General features: G+C 42.8%; 18 protein-coding genes, 1 rRNA gene and 1 pseudogene. 16 read left to right on the top strand and 4 right to left on the bottom strand.

Annotated elements, in window-relative coordinates:
- Positions 1–3: 3 nt before the first annotated feature.
- Positions 4–705, bottom strand: a complete 702-nt coding sequence (locus BUC05_RS20650; protein ID WP_011245051.1) for a ferritin-like domain-containing protein — start codon at positions 703–705, stop codon at positions 4–6.
- 278 nt (positions 706–983) lie between these two features.
- Here BUC05_RS20650 and BUC05_RS20655 point away from each other — a divergent pair, with 278 nt between their 5' ends.
- Positions 984–1,250: a hypothetical protein gene (locus tag BUC05_RS20655; protein WP_142237606.1), complete on the top strand. Its 267-nt coding sequence runs from the start codon at positions 984–986 to the stop codon at positions 1,248–1,250.
- Between the two features lie 435 nt (positions 1,251–1,685).
- Here the strand turns inward: BUC05_RS20655 and BUC05_RS21335 are convergent.
- A pseudogene (locus BUC05_RS21335) lies at positions 1,686–1,819 on the bottom strand (IS3-like element IS655 family transposase); the annotation flags it as partial.
- A gap of 351 nt (positions 1,820–2,170) precedes the next feature.
- Here BUC05_RS21335 and BUC05_RS20665 point away from each other — a divergent pair.
- The 12 genes from BUC05_RS20665 to BUC05_RS20720 all read left to right on the top strand — a co-directional run bounded on the left by BUC05_RS20665 (position 2,171) and on the right by BUC05_RS20720 (position 13,813).
- Complete coding sequence (locus BUC05_RS20665) at positions 2,171–2,608, top strand: YbaK family protein (RefSeq protein WP_035202244.1); 438 nt, start codon at positions 2,171–2,173, stop codon at positions 2,606–2,608.
- A gap of 59 nt (positions 2,609–2,667) precedes the next feature.
- The gene (gene cwlD / locus BUC05_RS20670; protein WP_035202245.1) at positions 2,668–3,399 is read left to right on the top strand and encodes an N-acetylmuramoyl-L-alanine amidase CwlD; all 732 of its coding nucleotides are present in this window, start codon (positions 2,668–2,670) and stop codon (positions 3,397–3,399) included.
- A gap of 68 nt (positions 3,400–3,467) precedes the next feature.
- Complete coding sequence (gene glcT / locus BUC05_RS20675) at positions 3,468–4,307, top strand: glucose PTS transporter transcription antiterminator GlcT (protein WP_279626614.1); 840 nt, start codon at positions 3,468–3,470, stop codon at positions 4,305–4,307.
- Positions 4,308–4,440: 133 nt separating this feature from the next.
- Positions 4,441–6,486, top strand: a complete 2,046-nt coding sequence (ptsG, locus tag BUC05_RS20680; protein WP_073305876.1) for a glucose-specific PTS transporter subunit IIBC — start codon at positions 4,441–4,443, stop codon at positions 6,484–6,486.
- A 98-nt stretch (positions 6,487–6,584) separates the two neighbouring features.
- Positions 6,585–7,637: an Mrp/NBP35 family ATP-binding protein gene (locus BUC05_RS20685; protein WP_011245058.1), complete on the top strand. Its 1,053-nt coding sequence runs from the start codon at positions 6,585–6,587 to the stop codon at positions 7,635–7,637.
- 244 nt (positions 7,638–7,881) lie between these two features.
- Positions 7,882–8,193, top strand: a complete 312-nt coding sequence (locus BUC05_RS20690; protein ID WP_073305878.1) for a PTS sugar transporter subunit IIA — start codon at positions 7,882–7,884, stop codon at positions 8,191–8,193.
- A 12-nt stretch (positions 8,194–8,205) separates the two neighbouring features.
- Positions 8,206–8,874 carry an N-acetylmannosamine-6-phosphate 2-epimerase gene (locus tag BUC05_RS20695; protein ID WP_073305880.1) on the top strand — a complete coding sequence of 223 codons (669 nt, stop codon included), beginning with the start codon at positions 8,206–8,208 and terminating at the stop codon, positions 8,872–8,874.
- A gap of 10 nt (positions 8,875–8,884) precedes the next feature.
- Complete coding sequence (locus BUC05_RS20700; protein WP_084140108.1) at positions 8,885–9,205, top strand: PTS sugar transporter subunit IIB; 321 nt, start codon at positions 8,885–8,887, stop codon at positions 9,203–9,205.
- Positions 9,206–9,227: 22 nt separating this feature from the next.
- Positions 9,228–10,538 carry a PTS sugar transporter subunit IIC gene (locus BUC05_RS20705; protein ID WP_073305882.1) on the top strand — a complete coding sequence of 437 codons (1,311 nt, stop codon included), beginning with the start codon at positions 9,228–9,230 and terminating at the stop codon, positions 10,536–10,538.
- Between the two features lie 87 nt (positions 10,539–10,625).
- On the top strand, positions 10,626–11,417 hold the full coding sequence (locus BUC05_RS20710; RefSeq protein ID WP_073305884.1) for a Cof-type HAD-IIB family hydrolase: 792 nt from the start codon (positions 10,626–10,628) through the stop codon (positions 11,415–11,417).
- Between the two features lie 31 nt (positions 11,418–11,448).
- Positions 11,449–12,984, top strand: coding sequence for a DUF4127 family protein (locus tag BUC05_RS20715; protein ID WP_167369593.1), 1,536 nt, complete (start codon positions 11,449–11,451; stop codon positions 12,982–12,984).
- A 19-nt stretch (positions 12,985–13,003) separates the two neighbouring features.
- Positions 13,004–13,813: a MurR/RpiR family transcriptional regulator gene (locus BUC05_RS20720; RefSeq protein WP_073305886.1), complete on the top strand. Its 810-nt coding sequence runs from the start codon at positions 13,004–13,006 to the stop codon at positions 13,811–13,813.
- A gap of 52 nt (positions 13,814–13,865) precedes the next feature.
- Here BUC05_RS20720 and gerD read toward each other — a convergent pair whose 3' ends face one another.
- The gene (gene gerD, locus BUC05_RS20725; protein WP_011245063.1) at positions 13,866–14,450 is read right to left on the bottom strand and encodes a spore germination lipoprotein GerD; all 585 of its coding nucleotides are present in this window, start codon (positions 14,448–14,450) and stop codon (positions 13,866–13,868) included.
- Between the two features lie 138 nt (positions 14,451–14,588).
- On the opposite strand from gerD, the gene BUC05_RS20730 reads away from it, so the two are divergent.
- Entirely contained in the window at positions 14,589–15,173 is a 585-nt protein-coding gene (locus BUC05_RS20730) for a KinB-signaling pathway activation protein (protein ID WP_073305888.1), read from the top strand.
- Between the two features lie 22 nt (positions 15,174–15,195).
- Here BUC05_RS20730 and pdaB read toward each other — a convergent pair whose 3' ends face one another.
- Positions 15,196–15,957, bottom strand: coding sequence for a polysaccharide deacetylase family sporulation protein PdaB (gene pdaB, locus BUC05_RS20735; RefSeq protein ID WP_073305890.1), 762 nt, complete (start codon positions 15,955–15,957; stop codon positions 15,196–15,198).
- A gap of 120 nt (positions 15,958–16,077) precedes the next feature.
- Here pdaB and BUC05_RS20740 point away from each other — a divergent pair, with 120 nt between their 5' ends.
- Positions 16,078–16,314: a hypothetical protein gene (locus BUC05_RS20740; RefSeq protein WP_073305892.1), complete on the top strand. Its 237-nt coding sequence runs from the start codon at positions 16,078–16,080 to the stop codon at positions 16,312–16,314.
- 262 nt (positions 16,315–16,576) lie between these two features.
- Positions 16,577–17,015: ribosomal RNA gene (locus BUC05_RS20745) — 16S ribosomal RNA — on the top strand; the annotation flags it as partial.

Here is a 17,015-nt window from a genome sequence, read left to right on the forward strand (position 1 = left end):
AGCCTATTTAAACAACAAGTATAAAAACCAAACGGCATGATTCTGTTCGTCTTTAGCTGCTCTTTTAAATGCTTTTCTAATTTCAGGATAATGATTAATGTAATCGGAAATGTTCAAGTATTCATCAACAGTGTTTTGCTCATCTTCGAAGGCTATTGTTAAGCCTTCGTGATAACTATTTGGGCATTTCTCTTGTGTTGAAAAGGATGGTTGTTCTCCGAATAGGTTCACAAAATACTTTAAAAATGATTGATAATGTCTTATCTCATCTTTGCGAATTTCTAATATTATTCTCTTTGAGGGTTCATCGGGAGCCATTTGAGCAAGTTGATCGTAACATGCAATTGCATTATGTTCACCTAAGATTGCGTTGTAAAGACTGGTTTTCAATTGTTCATTTGTCCATTCGAGATCGCGATGGTGGCTTATATGGTGATGAAATAAATAAGGTAACACTTCTTCGACGCCATCATCATCTTGCTGAGTATATGGACTTGGGTACATCTGTTGCCCGTATGGGGGGGAGGGATTATAGGTCTGATATGGCTGTGCACCATATTGATTGTACGGGTAATAGCTATAATATGGTTGTACCCCTGTATAGCTTGGGTAGAAATATTGAGCTTGGTAAGGAAAAGGGGTGCCATATGAATAATAGCGATGTGGGACTTGCAAACTATGATCTTCAGTTTGTTTTATTTCCATGTTGCCGTACCTCCAGTAATTGTAGTAACAATTTAAAATATGTTGGGCTTAAATAAATGTGAATACTTCCAATGAATAGTCACATATCTTCATCAAGCTCATAAAATGAGTTAAACGCCTAGGGGGATAAAATGAGTTCGCAATCTTTTAAAAGCTACGTTGTTTTTTTTATAGCGCTCTTTTTGTTTGGTATCTTTAGTTTAGGTTCGAGCAATTTAAGAAAGTCGGAAAGAACAGAGGGAAGTGGACAAATATTATCTTCATAAATTTGGAGGTCGGTGATAAATTTGGGGAAAGAACACAATCATTTTGAAAGTTTATTTAAAAAGTATAGTTTGTCCCCTCAACAAATTGCAGTAGTAACTGGGATTTTGCTGGATGCATTAATCGTGCAAGCAGTATTAGTTGATAATGACCAAAGAGTAGAAATTATACTGGAGGGAGACTTATCTAATAATGGTAAGCTTAACCCGGTGGTGAAAGATATATATAACATGAGATTTGGTGAGGTGTTTGGGAACTTCAGCACTAATCAAAGAAGTTAAAAACAAGGGATGATATTTCCATGCTAACAGACGTCGATAAACTGGCGATATTTTCAAGGGTTTTAGCGTTAATAGGTGGAATTGTGTTAGCTATTGCAGCTTTTCTATCACTTAAAGTTGAAATAGATCGTGTTAGTGTAGGATTGTTTTAAATGTAATCGCGTGTTTAGAAAGTGCTGGCTTTCACAATTAGGGGAAGTAAATCCGGAAGATAGAACCTTCTTTGCCGTATGTTTGTAAATTTTAGGTTGCCAAGGGCCAAGTGCTCTTGGTATTTTTGTTTGGTTAATGTGGCTAGAAGAGTGTCGAGGTACTTTTTTGTATGGCCATAGATGTCTTGGCTTTGATAAAAAAGATCGCTAATGAATGTGGTTAGCGGTTTCTTCCTCTCCCGCGTAATCTCGTTGTTTGGCTTCATAATAAAATATACTACTATTGACGAACCCATTTATCAAATGCAGATGGAGTCCGATGATTTCCGCTCTCGGCTTTCCGGACCCATAAAGGTGCACAAGCTGTTTCTTAAATTCGACTGTGAACCTTTTTCGTGGACGTTTTGCTTCAGTCATGATAGCCCATCTCTTCATTGGATGATTCCATCAAGTCTAGTAGACAAACCTATCCATGGCATCAAGGGTGGTTGTGATGGCAATGAAATGTCCCATCCTCTGTTCGCACTGAAAAACGGTCAACATATTGCGGATGATTATCCCGAGGTATGCAATGTCTTTAGCGGCGTTCAATCGACATTATCCCTTCCTATAGTTTGTATCATCACCAAAAATATATCCCTTTTTTAAAATGCACGTCGCAAATGTTGCCCAGCAGATAATGGTTATCCCAACATTATTTGACCTTTTCTTACGTGTATGGTGCAAATGGGGACGACCATACTAAAAAGAAAAAAGGGGAAACGACCAATGAATGTAATTACGACACTCACCGAAAGAAGACGAGAAAAACAGTGGAATTTTGAAAAGAAGATGTTGCGCCATATTAGCATGAAGGAAATGGAGAAGGCAATAAAGGAATGGATGTTTCCGATCCTTCCGTTCCAATTTCAAGCGTATCCTTTCTTAATTGACCAATGTTTGGATATGACGATTGATGCTTATTTGCTTGGCACAGAGTTTGGCCGTTTTGGTTATTATGGCGAACCGGCGCAGGAGGCGCGCAAACGTTGTGAGGAAGAGTTGACTGATTTGTCCCATTGCCTATGTGCGACTTTGACCGGTTGGTCTAAAGAAGAAAGAGCGCCGACTGAAGCGCTTCTTGCTGCTTCAGACATGCTGATTGGCACGTGGTGGGAAAAAGGCTTTCGGGAAGCGAGCAAAGCGTACAAGCTTCGCCTTCATTAATCGTTCATAACTTCTCCTTGTCCTCGTATATATAAATACAGGACAAGGGGGAACGGACTGTGAAGAAACATAAATGGAGCATTTTTATTGGGGCGCTTTTGTTTGCAGCTGTATTATTATGGGTTCAATATGACAGCACGCTTAAAGATTCATCTTCTACTTGGCACTTGCCGATGTCAGGGAAAGTGATTGTCCTTGACCCTGGCCACGGTGGGATGGACGGGGGAGCCGTTTCAAAGACGGGCACGCTTGAAAAAGAAGTTACGTTGGCAGTGGCATTAAAGTTGCGTGATTATTTGCAGGAAGCTGGGGCGCTTGTCATCATGACGCGGGAGGAAGACGTTGATTTGGCTGATGCTGGCACGGCGAAAATACGGCAGCGAAAAACTGAAGATTTAAGAAAAAGGGCAATGATTATCAACGATTCGGAAGCGGACGCGTTTTTATCGATTCATATGAATGCGATTCCGTCTGAACGTTGGAACGGGGCACAAACATTTTATCATTTAAAAAACCAACGCAATGAAGATATGGCTGTTTTTATCCAGGAGGAAATCAAACGCAATTTGCAAAATACTAATCGATACCCAAAACCGATCCACCATGTGTATTTGTTAAAAGAAGCCGAAATTCCTGGAGCGCTAGTTGAAGCAGGTTTTCTGTCTAACCCGCAGGAGGCGGCATTGCTTGCCACAGAGGAGTACCAAGACAAAATGGCTGCTTCCATTTACGAAGGGATGCTTCGGTTTTTTACCGATGAAAAAGCGCCGAACAGCAATCCTCACGAGTGAACGATTAAGTTGACGTAAGTCTGTCCCTGGATTACCATGAAAGGGAAGATGCTGTTGGAGTGATGAATGTGGGGGAGTACAAAGTAAAAAAGGCGCTTAATAATAATGTGGTCATTGCTGAGCGTGACAACCAAGAAGTGGTCGTCATTGGAAAAGGAATCGGCTTTGCCCGCAAAAATGGGGATTGGCTTGAGCAGCAAGACATTGAGAAACTGTTTGTTTTAAAAGATGAAAAAGAGCAACAAAGCTATTTGAAGCTGCTTCCACATATTTCGCAAACAATGATCGATGTGACGGTGGAAGCGATTTTTCTAATTGGGAAAAAAGCAGGGATGGATTTAAACGAGCATATCCATATCGGGCTACTGGACCATTTGTCCTTTGCCCATGCTCGTATTGCCCAAGGAATGGCGATTGAAAACCCTTTTTTGGCAGAGACGAAAGCGCTTTATCCCCGTGAATATGCAATTGCCAAAGAAGTGGTAGCTCTTGTCGGCAAGCAGACCGGTGTCGAGCTTCCTGAAGGAGAAATTGGCTTTATTGCTCTTCATATTCATAGCGCCATTCAAAATAAAAGCATGAATATCGTTAATAGCCATTCGCAATTGGTTAGTCATCTGGTGTCGCTTGTAGAAAGCCAGTTTGCAATTAAATTGGACAAAGAAAGCATGGATTATCTTCGCCTTGTGAGGCATTTGCGCTTTACGATTGAACGGGTGATGACTGGTGAAAAAGTCGAAGAGCCGAAAACGGTTGCAAAACTGTTGAAACAAGAATATCCTGTATGTTATAATCTTTCTTGGAAGCTCATTAAAGTCATGCAAAGGACGCTTGGTAAACCAGTATATGATGCTGAGGCTGTCTACTTGACGATGCACTTGCAGAGGGTGCAGAGCAAAAGCAAATAAATTCGTGTAACTGATTCGATCAGGCATGAGGAAAAAGAAATGGCTGGGTTTTAAAACCAATCCAGTGTCTTTTTGCTCATGCCTTTTTTGTGTTTCTACATACCATAAAAAACCAATTTAGGAGGGGATTTTATTGTTTAAAAATGCATTTGGCAAATTGCAAAAAATTGGGAAGGCGTTGATGCTCCCGGTTGCGATGTTGCCTGTAGCCGGATTGCTGCTGGGCATTGGTGCCGCTTTGCAAATGGAAAACACATTGAACTACATGCCGTTCTTAGAAGCAGGCTGGATTCAACATACGGCTGGTGTGATGGAAGCAGCTGGTGGCGTTATTTTTGACAACTTGTCTCTTATTTTCGCTGTCGGGGTCGCGATCGGCCTTGCCGGTGACGGTGCAGCTGCACTTGCAGCATTAGTCGGCTATTTGGTGATGAATACCGTGATGGGCCAATGGCTTGGGGTGAGCGCGGAAATGGTAGCCGAAGACCCGAGCTTTGCCAATATTCTAGGAATTGACACCCTGCAAACAGGCGTATTTGGCGGGATTATTGTCGGCTTAATTGCGGCTTACTGCTATAACCGCTTCTATGATATAGAAATGCCTGCTTTTCTTGGCTTTTTTGCCGGCAAACGGTTTGTCCCTATTATTACAGCAGTTGCTACATTTTTAATGGCGCTTCTTTTGCTTGTTGTTTGGCCGCCGATCCAACACGGCTTAAACAGCTTTTCTGAGTTTTTGTTAGGGTCGAGCTTGTATGTAGCTGTGTTTTTGTTTGGCTTTATCAGACGGCTTTTAATTCCTTTTGGACTGCACCATATTTTCCATGCTCCGTTCTGGTATGAATTTGGTTCATACACCAATGCGGCAGGGGAAATTGTCCGTGGCGATATGCTGATTTTCTTCGCCCAACTCCGTGATGGCGCGGAGTTGACGGCTGGCCACTTCATGGCAGGCGAATTTCCGATTTTTATGTTTGGCCTGCCAGCTGCAGCACTGGCGATGTACCATTGTGCCAAGCCTGAGAAGAAAAAACTGGTTGCCGGTTTGTTTGCTTCTGCGGCGCTGACATCGTTTTTGACAGGAATCACAGAACCGATTGAATTTACGTTCTTGTTCATCGCGCCAGTACTGTTTGTGCTACATGCAATCCTCGATGGCTTATCGTTTGTTTTGATGACGTTATTCGATGTTCATGTTGGGTTCACCTTTTCAGGCGGAGCGATTGACTTTTTCCTATTCGGGATCTTGCCGAATGAAGAACAATGGTGGATTACGATTCTCATTGGTCTCGTATTTGCGGCCATTTATTATGTCGTTTTCCGCTTTGCGATTCAAAAATTTAATTTAATGACGCCAGGGCGAGAAAATGACACGGCTAATGATTACAAAGGCAAAGGAAAAACAGGCGAGCTAGCAGGACAAGTATTGCAAGCGATGGGCGGGAAAGACAATATTGCTCATCTTGACGCATGCATTACGCGCCTGCGAGTATCGGTGAATGATATTAAAGCTGTCAATAAAGACGAACTGAAGGCCCTTGGTGCAGCTGGAGTGCTAGAAGTAGGCAACAACATCCAAGCGATTTTTGGCCCTCGCTCAGAGACGCTTAAAGGCCAAATTCAAGATGTCATGGCGGGAAAAACGCCTCGGCCACTAAAAACGAATCAACAAGAAGAAGTCAGTGAGCAACTGGAAGAAATTCAACCAGACGCATTGATGAATGAGGGGGCGTTCCTTGCACCAATGGCAGGTACGTTGATGCCACTCGCGGAGGTGCCCGATCAAGTCTTTTCCGAAAAAATGATGGGCGACGGCTTTGCGATAGATCCAGAAGACGGCATGGTTTATTCGCCTGTTGAAGGAAAAGTGACGACCGTCTTTCCGACGAAACATGCAATTGGACTGACGACCTCTACGGGAATGGAAGTGTTGATCCATATCGGCATCGATACAGTTAAACTTCAAGGAGAAGGATTTGACGTCCTTGTGGAAGAAGGCGATCAAATAAGCGCAGGTGACAAATTGGCCGAATTTGATTTAGATTATATCCGTAACCATGCTGGTTCTACGATTACGCCAGTCGTGTTTACCAACTTAGGAGCGGACAAGGCTGTCGTCATCAACAAAAAAGGACGAGTTCTGGCAAAAGAAAAAGGCATTGTCGCGGTGAACGGCTAAAAAGGATAAGAACTAGGGCGAAGCGCTCTAGTTCTTTCTGCTATTTATGTATGCTATACTGGGGAAAATAGGATCGATTGTTAAAGGAAGGTGCCTCGATGATAACGGATCAAGAAATAATGGAAGCGCTCAAACGAATAAAAGATCGTGACTTAAACAAGAGTATTGTAGAAACAGGCGGCATCCGTGAGCTAAAAAACAAAAACGGCCATGTCAGCCTAAAAGTCGCTTTAGCAAAAACGGGAACAGCGGAGCAAATGCAAGTCCAACAAGAAATTGTCAATGTCCTTAAAAGCGAGGGCGCTGAATCAGTCGGACTCCGTTTTGATACCCTTACTGAAGAAGAACTAGACGCACTCGGCGGCCTAAAAGAAGAGCCCTTTAACGGTCCTGCTTTGCTTGCGCCGACGAGCAAAACAACGTTTATTACAGTGGCGAGTGGAAAAGGCGGCGTTGGCAAATCGACCGTCTCTGTCAACACAGCAGTCTCGCTTGCCCGCCTCGGCAAAAAAGTCGGCATCATTGACGCCGATATTTACGGATTCAGTGTCCCTGACATGATGGGGATAGAGGAACGGCCGAAAGTGATCAACAAGCGTATCCATCCTGTTGAACGCTTTGGCGTTAAAGTCATCTCCATGGGCTTTTTCGTGGAAGACAATGCCCCTGTTATTTGGCGGGGACCGATGCTCGGGAAAATGATCAACCAATTCTTCTCTGAATGCGAATGGGGCGAGCTTGACTATCTCATCTTGGACTTGCCGCCAGGTACAGGCGATGTCGCTCTCGATTTGCATTCCATGCTGCCAGGTTCAAAGGAACTGATTGTGACCACTCCTCACGCAACAGCAGCATTTGTTGCGGCCCGTGCTGGTGCAATGGCGATAAAAACAAACCACGAAATGCTTGGCGTTGTAGAGAATATGGCTTACTTTGAAAGCAAAGTGACTGGGGAGAAAGAATATGTGTTTGGAACGGGCGGCGGCGAACGCTTGGCGGAAGAATTAAAAACGGAATTGCTTGCGCAAATTCCTCTCGGGCAGCCTGAGATTGATGAAAATGATTTTGCCCCGTCCGTTTATGCACAAGAACATCCAATTGGTGAGATTTACCACCGTTTGGCAGAACGAATTGTTGAAAAAACAGAGTGATGGAAAGAGGTTGGCTTAAAAGCGGGAGAAGCATTTGATGTGCTTCTCCCGCTTTTTTTGTTGGCTTTTCCTCTTCCATTTCTATCGTTTTCTTGAAAAGCTCTTCGTTAGGAGAGTACAAGTTTAAAAACGCCAAAATGAAATATTTTCTCCAAAATAATTATTATGGTGAAAATAACTTTACATTTTTATATTCTTCTTTTAAACTATAATTGTCATTTCCATTAGAGAAAGGAGGATTCCAATGAATATTCATGAAAACGCTTTTTCCATTATTTTGCATAGCGGAAATGCAAGGAGCAAAACGATGCAAGCATTACAATCCGCTAGAGAACAGCAATTTTCAGAAGCAGACAATTTGCTAGAGGAAGCAGAGAAGGAAATCAATGTCGCCCATAAAGTGCAAACCGAGATGATCCAAAGCAATGCGCGGGGAGAGGAAATCAACCTTTCTATTCTGCTCATCCATGCACAGGATCACTTAATGACCGCTATGTTGGCGATAGACTTAGCGAAAGAAATTCTATTGTTGCATAAAGATAAAGTTCAAAAATAGGAGAAGTTGATCATGCTAAATGAGATAAAAGGTGGGCTAATTGTTTCTTGTCAAGCTTTAGAGGATGAGCCTTTGCATGGATCGATGATCATGGCAAAAATGGCGAAAGCAGCGAAGTGGGGAAACGCAGTTGGCATTCGCGCAAATTCGGTGGAAGATATTCAAGCGATAAAAAATGAAGTAGACCTTCCTGTAATCGGAATTATTAAACGGGAGTATCCCGAATCAGAAGTATATATTACACCTACCAAAGCAGAGGTAAATGAACTTTTAAGTACAGGTGTTGACATGATTGCAATCGATGCCACTAACAGGAAAAGGCCAAATGGTGGGCGTGTGGACCAGTTAGTCCGGCACATTCAGGCAAATCGCTGCTTAGTGATGGCCGATATTTCTACATTTGATGAAGGAGTGGAGGCAGCCAAGCTAGGGGTTGATTGCATTTCGACGACGTTATCAGGGTATACGCCTTATTCGCGACAACAGCGAGGGCCGGATTTTCATCTGCTCGAACAATTGGTTCGCGAACTAAACATGCCGATCATAGCTGAGGGGCGCATTCAAACACCTGAAGAAGCTAAAAAAGCGATAGAATTAGGCGCCCATGCAGTCGTGGTTGGGTCTGCAATTACTCGGCCGCAACTGATTACACACACATTTGCCGAAAAGTTAAAACAATAGGAGGGGTTGAATGATGTATAACGTGTTGGTGACCTGCAGTGCTGGAATGTCGACGAGCATGCTCGTACAAAAGGTCAAGAACGAGGCCGAAAAGCAAGGGGTAAACTTGAAAATTGAGGCTGTATCCATTACTGAAGGAAAAACGTTAGTTCAAAAACATGATTATGATCTTTTGCTATTAGGACCGCAAGTCGCATTTATGCAAAAACAAATGGAAGAGTTCGTTGATGGCCGCATGGCAGTGAAAGTGATCAACCAAGCTGATTATGGCATGCTGCGTGGAGACAAAGTGCTTCAAGATATTGTAGAAACGATTGAGCAGTCTAAATAATAGGCTTAAGGGGGGATTGTGGGTGAACAAACTATCCGATAAGATCGCAACTTGGCTGGCACCTGTTGCGAACAAATTCGCCAATCAGCGCCATTTAGGAGCTGTCCGTGATGGTTTTATTTTACTAATTCCTTTAGTCATTGTTGCTTCATTCTTCATATTAATTAACAATGTTGTGCTAGACCCAGACAATGGCATTTTGAAAAATGTCATCGATTTAAGTCAATTTAAAGGGATTGGAACCCAAGTTTATAATGGAACGCTAGGGTTTCTCTCGATATTTGTTGCATTTACTGTTGCCTATAAGCTGGCGGTAAGCTACGGCAAAGACGGGGTCATTCCTGGCGTCATGTCTGTAGCTGTCCTTGTGACGATGTTCCCTTCTGTATTAGAAGTGACCCCTCTTAATAGCGAGGCCGCCGTACAAGTAACAGGGATGATTACACAGACAGAGACATCAGCAACAGGTTTGCTGTTTGCGATCATTTCTGCGTTGCTCGGAACAGAGCTCTTTTTAAAGCTTCAAGAAAACAAGAGATTCCGAATATCGCTACCTGAAAGTGTCCCACCTGCAGTATCTAGGTCATTTGAAGCGTTGATTCCAGCCTTTGTTACACTGTCGTTCTTTGGAACATTGGTGTTTCTCCTACAATCAATGTTTGGCTTAGGACTGCAAGAAATCGTAACAGAGGTTATCCAGGTGCCTCTTAAGGCCATTTTCCAAGGTTTAGTCGGCATTAACGTTGTGATGACCTTTCAAAATCTACTGTGGGGAATGGGTATCCACGGGACGTTCGTTCTTGGGCCGATAACAGAACCGACGTTGCTCACAGCGATTCAGGAAAATATCAATGCCTTTCAAACTAATATAGAAATTCCTAATATTGTTACAAAACCATTTATTGATAGTTTCGCCATGCTTGGAGGCGGCGGATGTACGATCGGATTGATCATTGCCATTTTCATTGCCTCAAAACGAGCAGAATATCGAGAGGTTGCTAAATTTTCGCTGGCACCAGGTTTGTTTAATATTAATGAACCATTAATGTTTGGACTGCCAGTTATACTAAACCCTATTTTAGCGATCCCCCTTATCCTTGTGCCATTGGTTAATTTAAATATTGCTTACATGGCTACTTCGTTAGGGTTCATATCAAAAACCGTTGTCATGGTTCCTTGGACAACACCTCCTGTACTATCTGCTTTTTTATCAACGGCAGGTGACTGGAGGGCTGCGCTTTTAGCGGTGCTGTTAATTGGTATTTCCGTATTCATTTACCTTCCTTTTGTTATCGCAGCGAATAAAGTTGCGAACGAGGAAAGAAGTCACTAAATCTTTTTTAAATCAGTTAGGTTGTATCGACGGCCGATACAACCTATTGGTTCTTTATTCGAAAAACGATCGTTCAGGAGGATGTCAATGACAAACCTTGTAGCATGTGATTTAGATGGAACTTTACTTGATAAACAAAATCGCATTATGGCTGGCACAAAAGATGTCATCCAAGCATTCCATCATGCAGGCGGCTCATTCATGATTGCGACAGGAAGGCTGGACCACGATATTGTTTATGTTGAAAATCAACTAGGGATTGCTGGAGAGTTTCGCATCAGTCAAAACGGCGCGGTGATTAAAGATAAAGAGAACCGAATTTTATTAAAAAAAGAGATCCATTCAGACGTTGCACAAAGATTAATGAGAGACCTTAAAGAATGGGATGTTCGTATTGAAGTATCCGATATAAATCATCGCTATTTTCCATCCCCACGGAAGGAAGGGGAAGTAGCTGAGTTTATCGACTCCTCAATTATTGAACCTGATCTTGAGCAAAAGGTAGGCGTCCAAATTCAACCAATCATTTTCCTCATTTTTGGTGATGTAGGGATCTTTGCTGAAATCAAACAAAGTCTTTCTAAAAAATACGATGGCTATGTTGATTTCATCGCCACGAGTCCACATACATTAGAAATTTTACCCCACGGCGTATCAAAAGGGACTGCCCTAGAAAAAACGATGGAAAAGCTAAAGGCCAACTCGAAGCAAGTCGTTGCAATAGGCGACTCTGAAAACGATTTATCATTATTTGACGTCGCTGGCTATTCATTTGCGATGGAACATGCCCCAGAAGCTGTAAAACAAAAGGCAACCGTAGTGAAGACAAGTGTCAAAACCTGCATGGAAGAGATCCTTGAACAGTTAAAATCGAAGTAACTTGCGTTTTCCTAAAAGGAGTGTGAAACATTTGTACACGATCGTTTATATCCCGTTAGATGAACGTCCATGCAATTATGCTTATCCGTCGTTCTTAGCCAACACTAGGTCAGATGTGCAATTACGCATGCCGCCTATCCATCTATTGGGAGACAAGAAGAAGCCTGCTGACACGGAAGCTTTATGGAAGTTTGTGTTTGATCAAGCAAAAACGGCGGATGCCCTTGTATTATCTACTGATATGCTGCTTTATGGAGGGCTACTTCCCTCTCGGCTGCATCATTTAAGCGAAGATGAAGGGTTGAAGCGTATCAATTATTTTCGAACATTACGGAAAGTGGTTGGGAATAAACCGATATTCGCGTTTAGTTTAATTATGCGAACGCCTCGTTATAACAGCGCTGATGAGGAGCCCGATTATTATGAACAGTACGGAGAACGTATATATAAACAGGCCTATTTAACCGATAAATGGGAACGAAGCGGCTTGTCTCAAAAAGAGCAAGAGGAACTTCAAACGATTCGACATGAGGTTCCAAAAGACATCATTAAAGACTATGAAGACAGACGAGCGTTTAACTTAAATATGAATGTCAAGATTACGGAATTAGTCGAGAACGGCGTCATTGACTTTTTAGCGATACCACAAGACGATTCTGCCGAATACGGCTATACATCACAGGACCAAAAACGAGTCTATGACCAAATTGTAAGCAAGAGGCTGCAATCGAAAATGGCCGTGTACCCTGGAGCTGATGAGGCCGGTTCCTCTTTAGTAGCAAAAGCATTTAATCATTTAAACAAACGAACAATGAAAGTTTATCCATTCTTTAGCTCAACTTTGGGTGCCAATATCATTCCGTTATATGAAGACAGGCCGCTGGCAGAAAGTTTAAAATCACACTTGTTTGTCACGGATTGTATTTGGGTCTCGAATCCAGAGCAAGCCGATTTTATTTTGGCTGTGAATACGGCTGGAAAAATCATGCAAGAATCGTCCGATCAAATGGCAAAAGATAGTACGTACAATAGCTTTCGTCAATTGAGGGTTTTTGTCCATACGATTGAGCGATATGTACAAGAGGGCATCCCTGTAGCGGTCGTGGATAGTGCTTTTGCTAATGGGGGTGATCTAGAGCTAATTGCACTTTTAGATGACAGTAGGCTGCTAGACCACATTATTTCGTACAAAGCGTGGAACACAAACTGCAATACGATCGGGACTTCAATAGCAGCAGCAATTTTCGGCTTTGAGAGCACCAATCGGCATACGGTCAACTTAAAGAAAAACATTCTCTATCACCTGTTGGATGATGGGTTTTACCAGGGTGCTATAAGGAAATCGGTCACTGATACATTCCTGCCGGGCATTGGAGCTAACTATTTCGATGTGAAAGGAAAAGAAGAAGTGGTCGGGGAAAAAATAGTAACGCTCTTGAAAGAAGCGTTTGATACAAACATTCGACATAGTTTTAAAAATATAGTAGTATCCAATCTAGAGATTACATTCCCTTGGAAGCGGATGTTTGAAATCGGCATTCATCTAGACATTCGGGAAACTCATTGATAGATGAGGGGGGCATGGAGTGAATGTAACCGACGTGTTAACAGTGATCAAAAGTATTTACCCTTCCTTAACGAAAAGTGAACAACGGGTAGCCCAATATATAACAGAACATTACGATCACTTTGTTTTTCCATCACTAACGGAGTTCGCTAGGGAATGCGGGGTGGGGGAAGCGACCGTTTTTCGCTTCTTTAAAAAGCTTGGTTTTTCCGGGTACCATGAATTCAAAACGAATATGGTGAAACAACTGCGAAACCCAACACCGTCCACTTTTAGTACTGAGGTCCAAGAAACCTATGAAGAGATTATTCAAATGCTAAATGACACACGGAATTTGGCTGATAATGAGGTCCTCAAAAAGGCTGCCACTTGGATAATGGAAAGCCGATCCATCTATCTATTTGGGATTGGGTTTTCAGGGCTAGCAGCTCAAGGCGCGCAAATTAGACTCATGCGCCTCGGCTATAAAGCGTATGCTTTTTCGGATCAACATACACAATTTATTAGCTCCCACCTGATCTCTGAGGGCGACTTAGCGATTGCCTTTAGCATTACTGGAGATACGAAAGAAACAATTCGCTGGCTTGAAAATGCGAAGAAAAACAAGGCAAAGTCCATTGCGATCACAAATCATTCCCACTCGCCGATCACGAATATCGGAGAGATGATTATTCATACAGCAGGAAAAGAAATCGAACAAGAAGGTAGTACGTTAATTACACAAATGTCACAGCTTTTTGTAACCGAACAAATTTGTCAACATCTATATGAGTTAGATAAAGACAATATCGAATTAGCCAAAAAGAAAATATCTGAATCGATTGATTGAATTTGAAAAAAGCCCAGCAGGCCGCGATCTACGACCTGGTGGGCAGTTTTTTTTACGAACCTTCTTTATTCTGATCTTGTCCTTTTGTTTGCTTTTCCATTGCCTTGCTCATTAAATCAGTCATTTTTGAGGCGAAATAAGGACTTTCCAGCGCTTCGTTCATGATGCCCATAATTTGTTCACGGTACTCTTTTGACTTCATCAGTTCCAGCGCTTGCTCGCCCATTTGCGGATCTTTTAAGATGTCCATCATCATTTGCTGGTATTCAGGGTCTTTCATCAATGACTTTAAAATCTTTTCATTTTCCGATTGCATGCTCTCTGCAAATGTTTTGGCAAACTCAGGGTCTTTCATGACTTCTTGCCAAAAGGTTTTGCCTTCTTCAGATGTTAACGTATCTTGGATGGTTTTTTTGACAAAGTCACTATCCATGACAAGTTCTTCCCGCATATCTTCCTCGGCAATCAATTCATGGAACGCTTTTTTGCCCTCATCCGTTTTTAACAAATCAATGACCATTTTTTTGGTGCCCTCATAATCGGCGTTCTGTTGCGCCTCTGTCTGGGCGCACCCAGCCAACACGAGCAGACCGAGCAACGGCAATGCCAACAAAACTTTCCAATTCTTTTTGCTCATGGATGAATGATTCCTTTCTGCATTATCATGATGGCTTTAGTGTTTGTTGCCTGCGACAAAATATGCATAACGCGCTGGCGTTTCATGAAAAGGGTTGCTACAATGAAAGCGAGGCATAACGAACTGGGGGATAGGCTTGTGAACAGCAAAAAAGTTGTTTTCCTTTTTTGGTCGACGCTGCTTTTTGGAAGCGTTAGCGGCGGGATCGTCGGTTTTTTTATCAATTTAGAGGTATATCTTGGGGATGGCATTGGCAACCTAATCGTAGGCATTATCTATATGCTTGGCATTAGCGCCGCTTTTAGCTTGGTCGCCCAAATGGGGTTTTTTGCTTATTTGTTTTTACACCGATTTGGTTTAGGATTATCGAAATCGCATACGTTATGGAATCGGATACAGTGGGTACTAATCGCGTTTGTCTTTTTTGACCTTGTCTATTTCCGATACATTGCATTCGGAAAAGAGCACTCCTTTTGGGGATATTTAGTAATCCCGACATTGCTATTTATTTATGCGTTTATTGTGGCACGAATTAAGGCAAAAGAAACAAACAAAGGCGCATTTGTCCCCGCGCTTTTCTTTATGTTTGTCATTACAACGATTGAGTGGGTGCCAGCTTTAGTAGCAAACGACGGCAGGTGGTTGGTGTTATACATCACGCCTCTGCTTGTGGCAAATACATGGCAGCTGTTGATGTTGCACCGGCTAATCGCTAAACCGTAAAAAACGCCTGTACAGGCGTTTTTTAATTTACTTCATTGCTCGTTGCATCGGCGCTGTTCATGAGCTCTTCTAAGGTGGCAAGTTCATAATCGCGTTTTTCCAACTCTTTCAAAATAGTTGGCAATGCTGCCCCAGTTTGCTTAACGGTGTCTGAAGCATGGAACATTAAAACATCGCCAGAATTAGTCGCATTTAAAACATTGTCAATGATTTGCGCAGTTCCAGGATTTTTGTAATCGTAAGAATTCACGCTCCAATGGACAATGTCGAAGCCTTGCTGTTCCGCTAAAGCAAGTGTGCGTGTTGTAAATGCGCCATTTGGAGGGCGAAGGAGTGTCGGTGTTTCACCTGTTAATTCTTGCAACACTTGTTTGCTTCTTCTCATATCTTTAATGACTTGCTCATCATCCATAGCGGTATAATTTTTATAGCGGTACCCATGGCTGCCAATGTGGAAACCGGAATCTGCAATTTCTTTGACTAATTCGGGGTATGTTTCGGCCCATGAAGCCGAAACGAAAAAAGTTGCGTGCTCCACATCGTTTTCCTTCAATATGTTTACAATCGGCAGTACATTTTGCTCCCCCCAGCTTATGTTAAACGTAAGCGCAATTTTATGGTCAGCGTTTTCGGCCCGGTAAAAAGCTTGCGGACCATCTGGAGTTGTAAAGACGGAAATATGGTCACGCTGGATAAACAGCCAGCTAGCAACGAATAGAGAAGCGATGCAAATAAACAGCAGTGGCTTCCATTTTTTCAAATTAAACACCCAAATTCCTTTCATGTACACCGCTCCTTCAATTGTTCTCAAAGACAAGATATGTTTGTCCGCGGAAGATATGAATAAAAAAGCAGCAAAACGAAAAGACTGTCCAACTAGGAACCCATGAAAGCGGTGAGATCGATGTTAGGAATGATGTTGTCTGATAAAGAAGTAAAAGAAATGGAATACTTAGTAAAGCGTGAGCTGGAAGCCCTATTGATTGATCTTTCCGATGAGCGGCTTGATGGTGTTATAAAAAACGTCATGATTGAAAAATACAGCATTCTTTTTCATTTATATAAACGTGTCGCTCCTCCACAGGACCATGTTCGCTATGCTCTCTCTTCATTTCGGACACAAACCAATAAAAAGTCTTAAATACAGGCGTTGACGAAAAGGCATACTAGGTGTATATTTTTATGTACCGTCTTCATTCTTTTGGGCGGTTGTATAAAAAAGTTTTTAAAAACCGTTGACAAATGGTTGGATGTAGTGTAAATTATTAAGAGTCGCCAAGAGAGAACGGCGACAAACGAGTCCTTTGAAAACTGAACAAAAGCCAAGCGTAAAAGAGATACAAGGTATCTCGTCAATCATAGTGAGCCACAACATCAGTTGTGCAATGAGCAAGTCAAACTTTTTAACGGAGAGTTTGATCCTGGCTCAGGACGAACGCTGGCGGCGTGCCTAATACATGCAAGTCGAGCGGACAGAAGGGAGCTTGCTCCCGGACGTTAGCGGCGGACGGGTGAGTAACACGTGGGCAACCTGCCCCTTAGACTGGGATAACTCCGGGAAACCGGAGCTAATACCGGATAATCCCTTTCTCCACCTGGAGAGAGGGTGAAAGATGGCTTCGGCTATCACTAGGGGATGGGCCCGCGGCGCATTAGCTAGTTGGTAAGGTAACGGCTTACCAAGGCAACGATGCGTAGCCGACCTGAGAGGGTGATCGGCCACACTGGGACTGAGACACGGCCCAGACTCCTACGGGAGGCAGCAGTAGGGAATCTTCCGCAATGGACGAAAGTCTGACGGAGCAACGCCGCGTGAGTGAGGAAGGCCTTCGGGTCGTAAAG

Source organism: Shouchella rhizosphaerae (genome assembly GCF_900142675.1).
In the GTDB taxonomy this organism is placed as follows: Bacteria; Bacillota; Bacilli; order Bacillales; family Bacillaceae_D; genus Shouchella; species Shouchella rhizosphaerae.

Bases quoted from the DNA above. Each gene is read 5' to 3' on its own strand.
- BUC05_RS20695 (WP_073305880.1), top strand. From the start codon at position 8,206: ATGCTAAATGAGATAAAAGGTGGGCTAATTGTTTCTTGTCAAGCTTTA.
- BUC05_RS20740 (WP_073305892.1), top strand. From the start codon at position 16,078: ATGTTAGGAATGATGTTGTCTGATAAAGAAGTAAAAGAAATGGAATAC.
- gerD (WP_011245063.1), bottom strand. From the start codon at position 14,450: ATGAGCAAAAAGAATTGGAAAGTTTTGTTGGCATTGCCGTTGCTCGGT.
- BUC05_RS20710 (WP_073305884.1), top strand. From the start codon at position 10,626: ATGACAAACCTTGTAGCATGTGATTTAGATGGAACTTTACTTGATAAA.
- pdaB (WP_073305890.1), bottom strand. From the start codon at position 15,957: ATGAAAGGAATTTGGGTGTTTAATTTGAAAAAATGGAAGCCACTGCTG.
- BUC05_RS20700 (WP_084140108.1), top strand. From the start codon at position 8,885: ATGATGTATAACGTGTTGGTGACCTGCAGTGCTGGAATGTCGACGAGC.
- BUC05_RS20665 (WP_035202244.1), top strand. From the start codon at position 2,171: ATGAATGTAATTACGACACTCACCGAAAGAAGACGAGAAAAACAGTGG.
- BUC05_RS20650 (WP_011245051.1), bottom strand. From the start codon at position 705: ATGGAAATAAAACAAACTGAAGATCATAGTTTGCAAGTCCCACATCGC.
- BUC05_RS20690 (WP_073305878.1), top strand. From the start codon at position 7,882: ATGAATATTCATGAAAACGCTTTTTCCATTATTTTGCATAGCGGAAAT.
- BUC05_RS20685 (WP_011245058.1), top strand. From the start codon at position 6,585: ATGATAACGGATCAAGAAATAATGGAAGCGCTCAAACGAATAAAAGAT.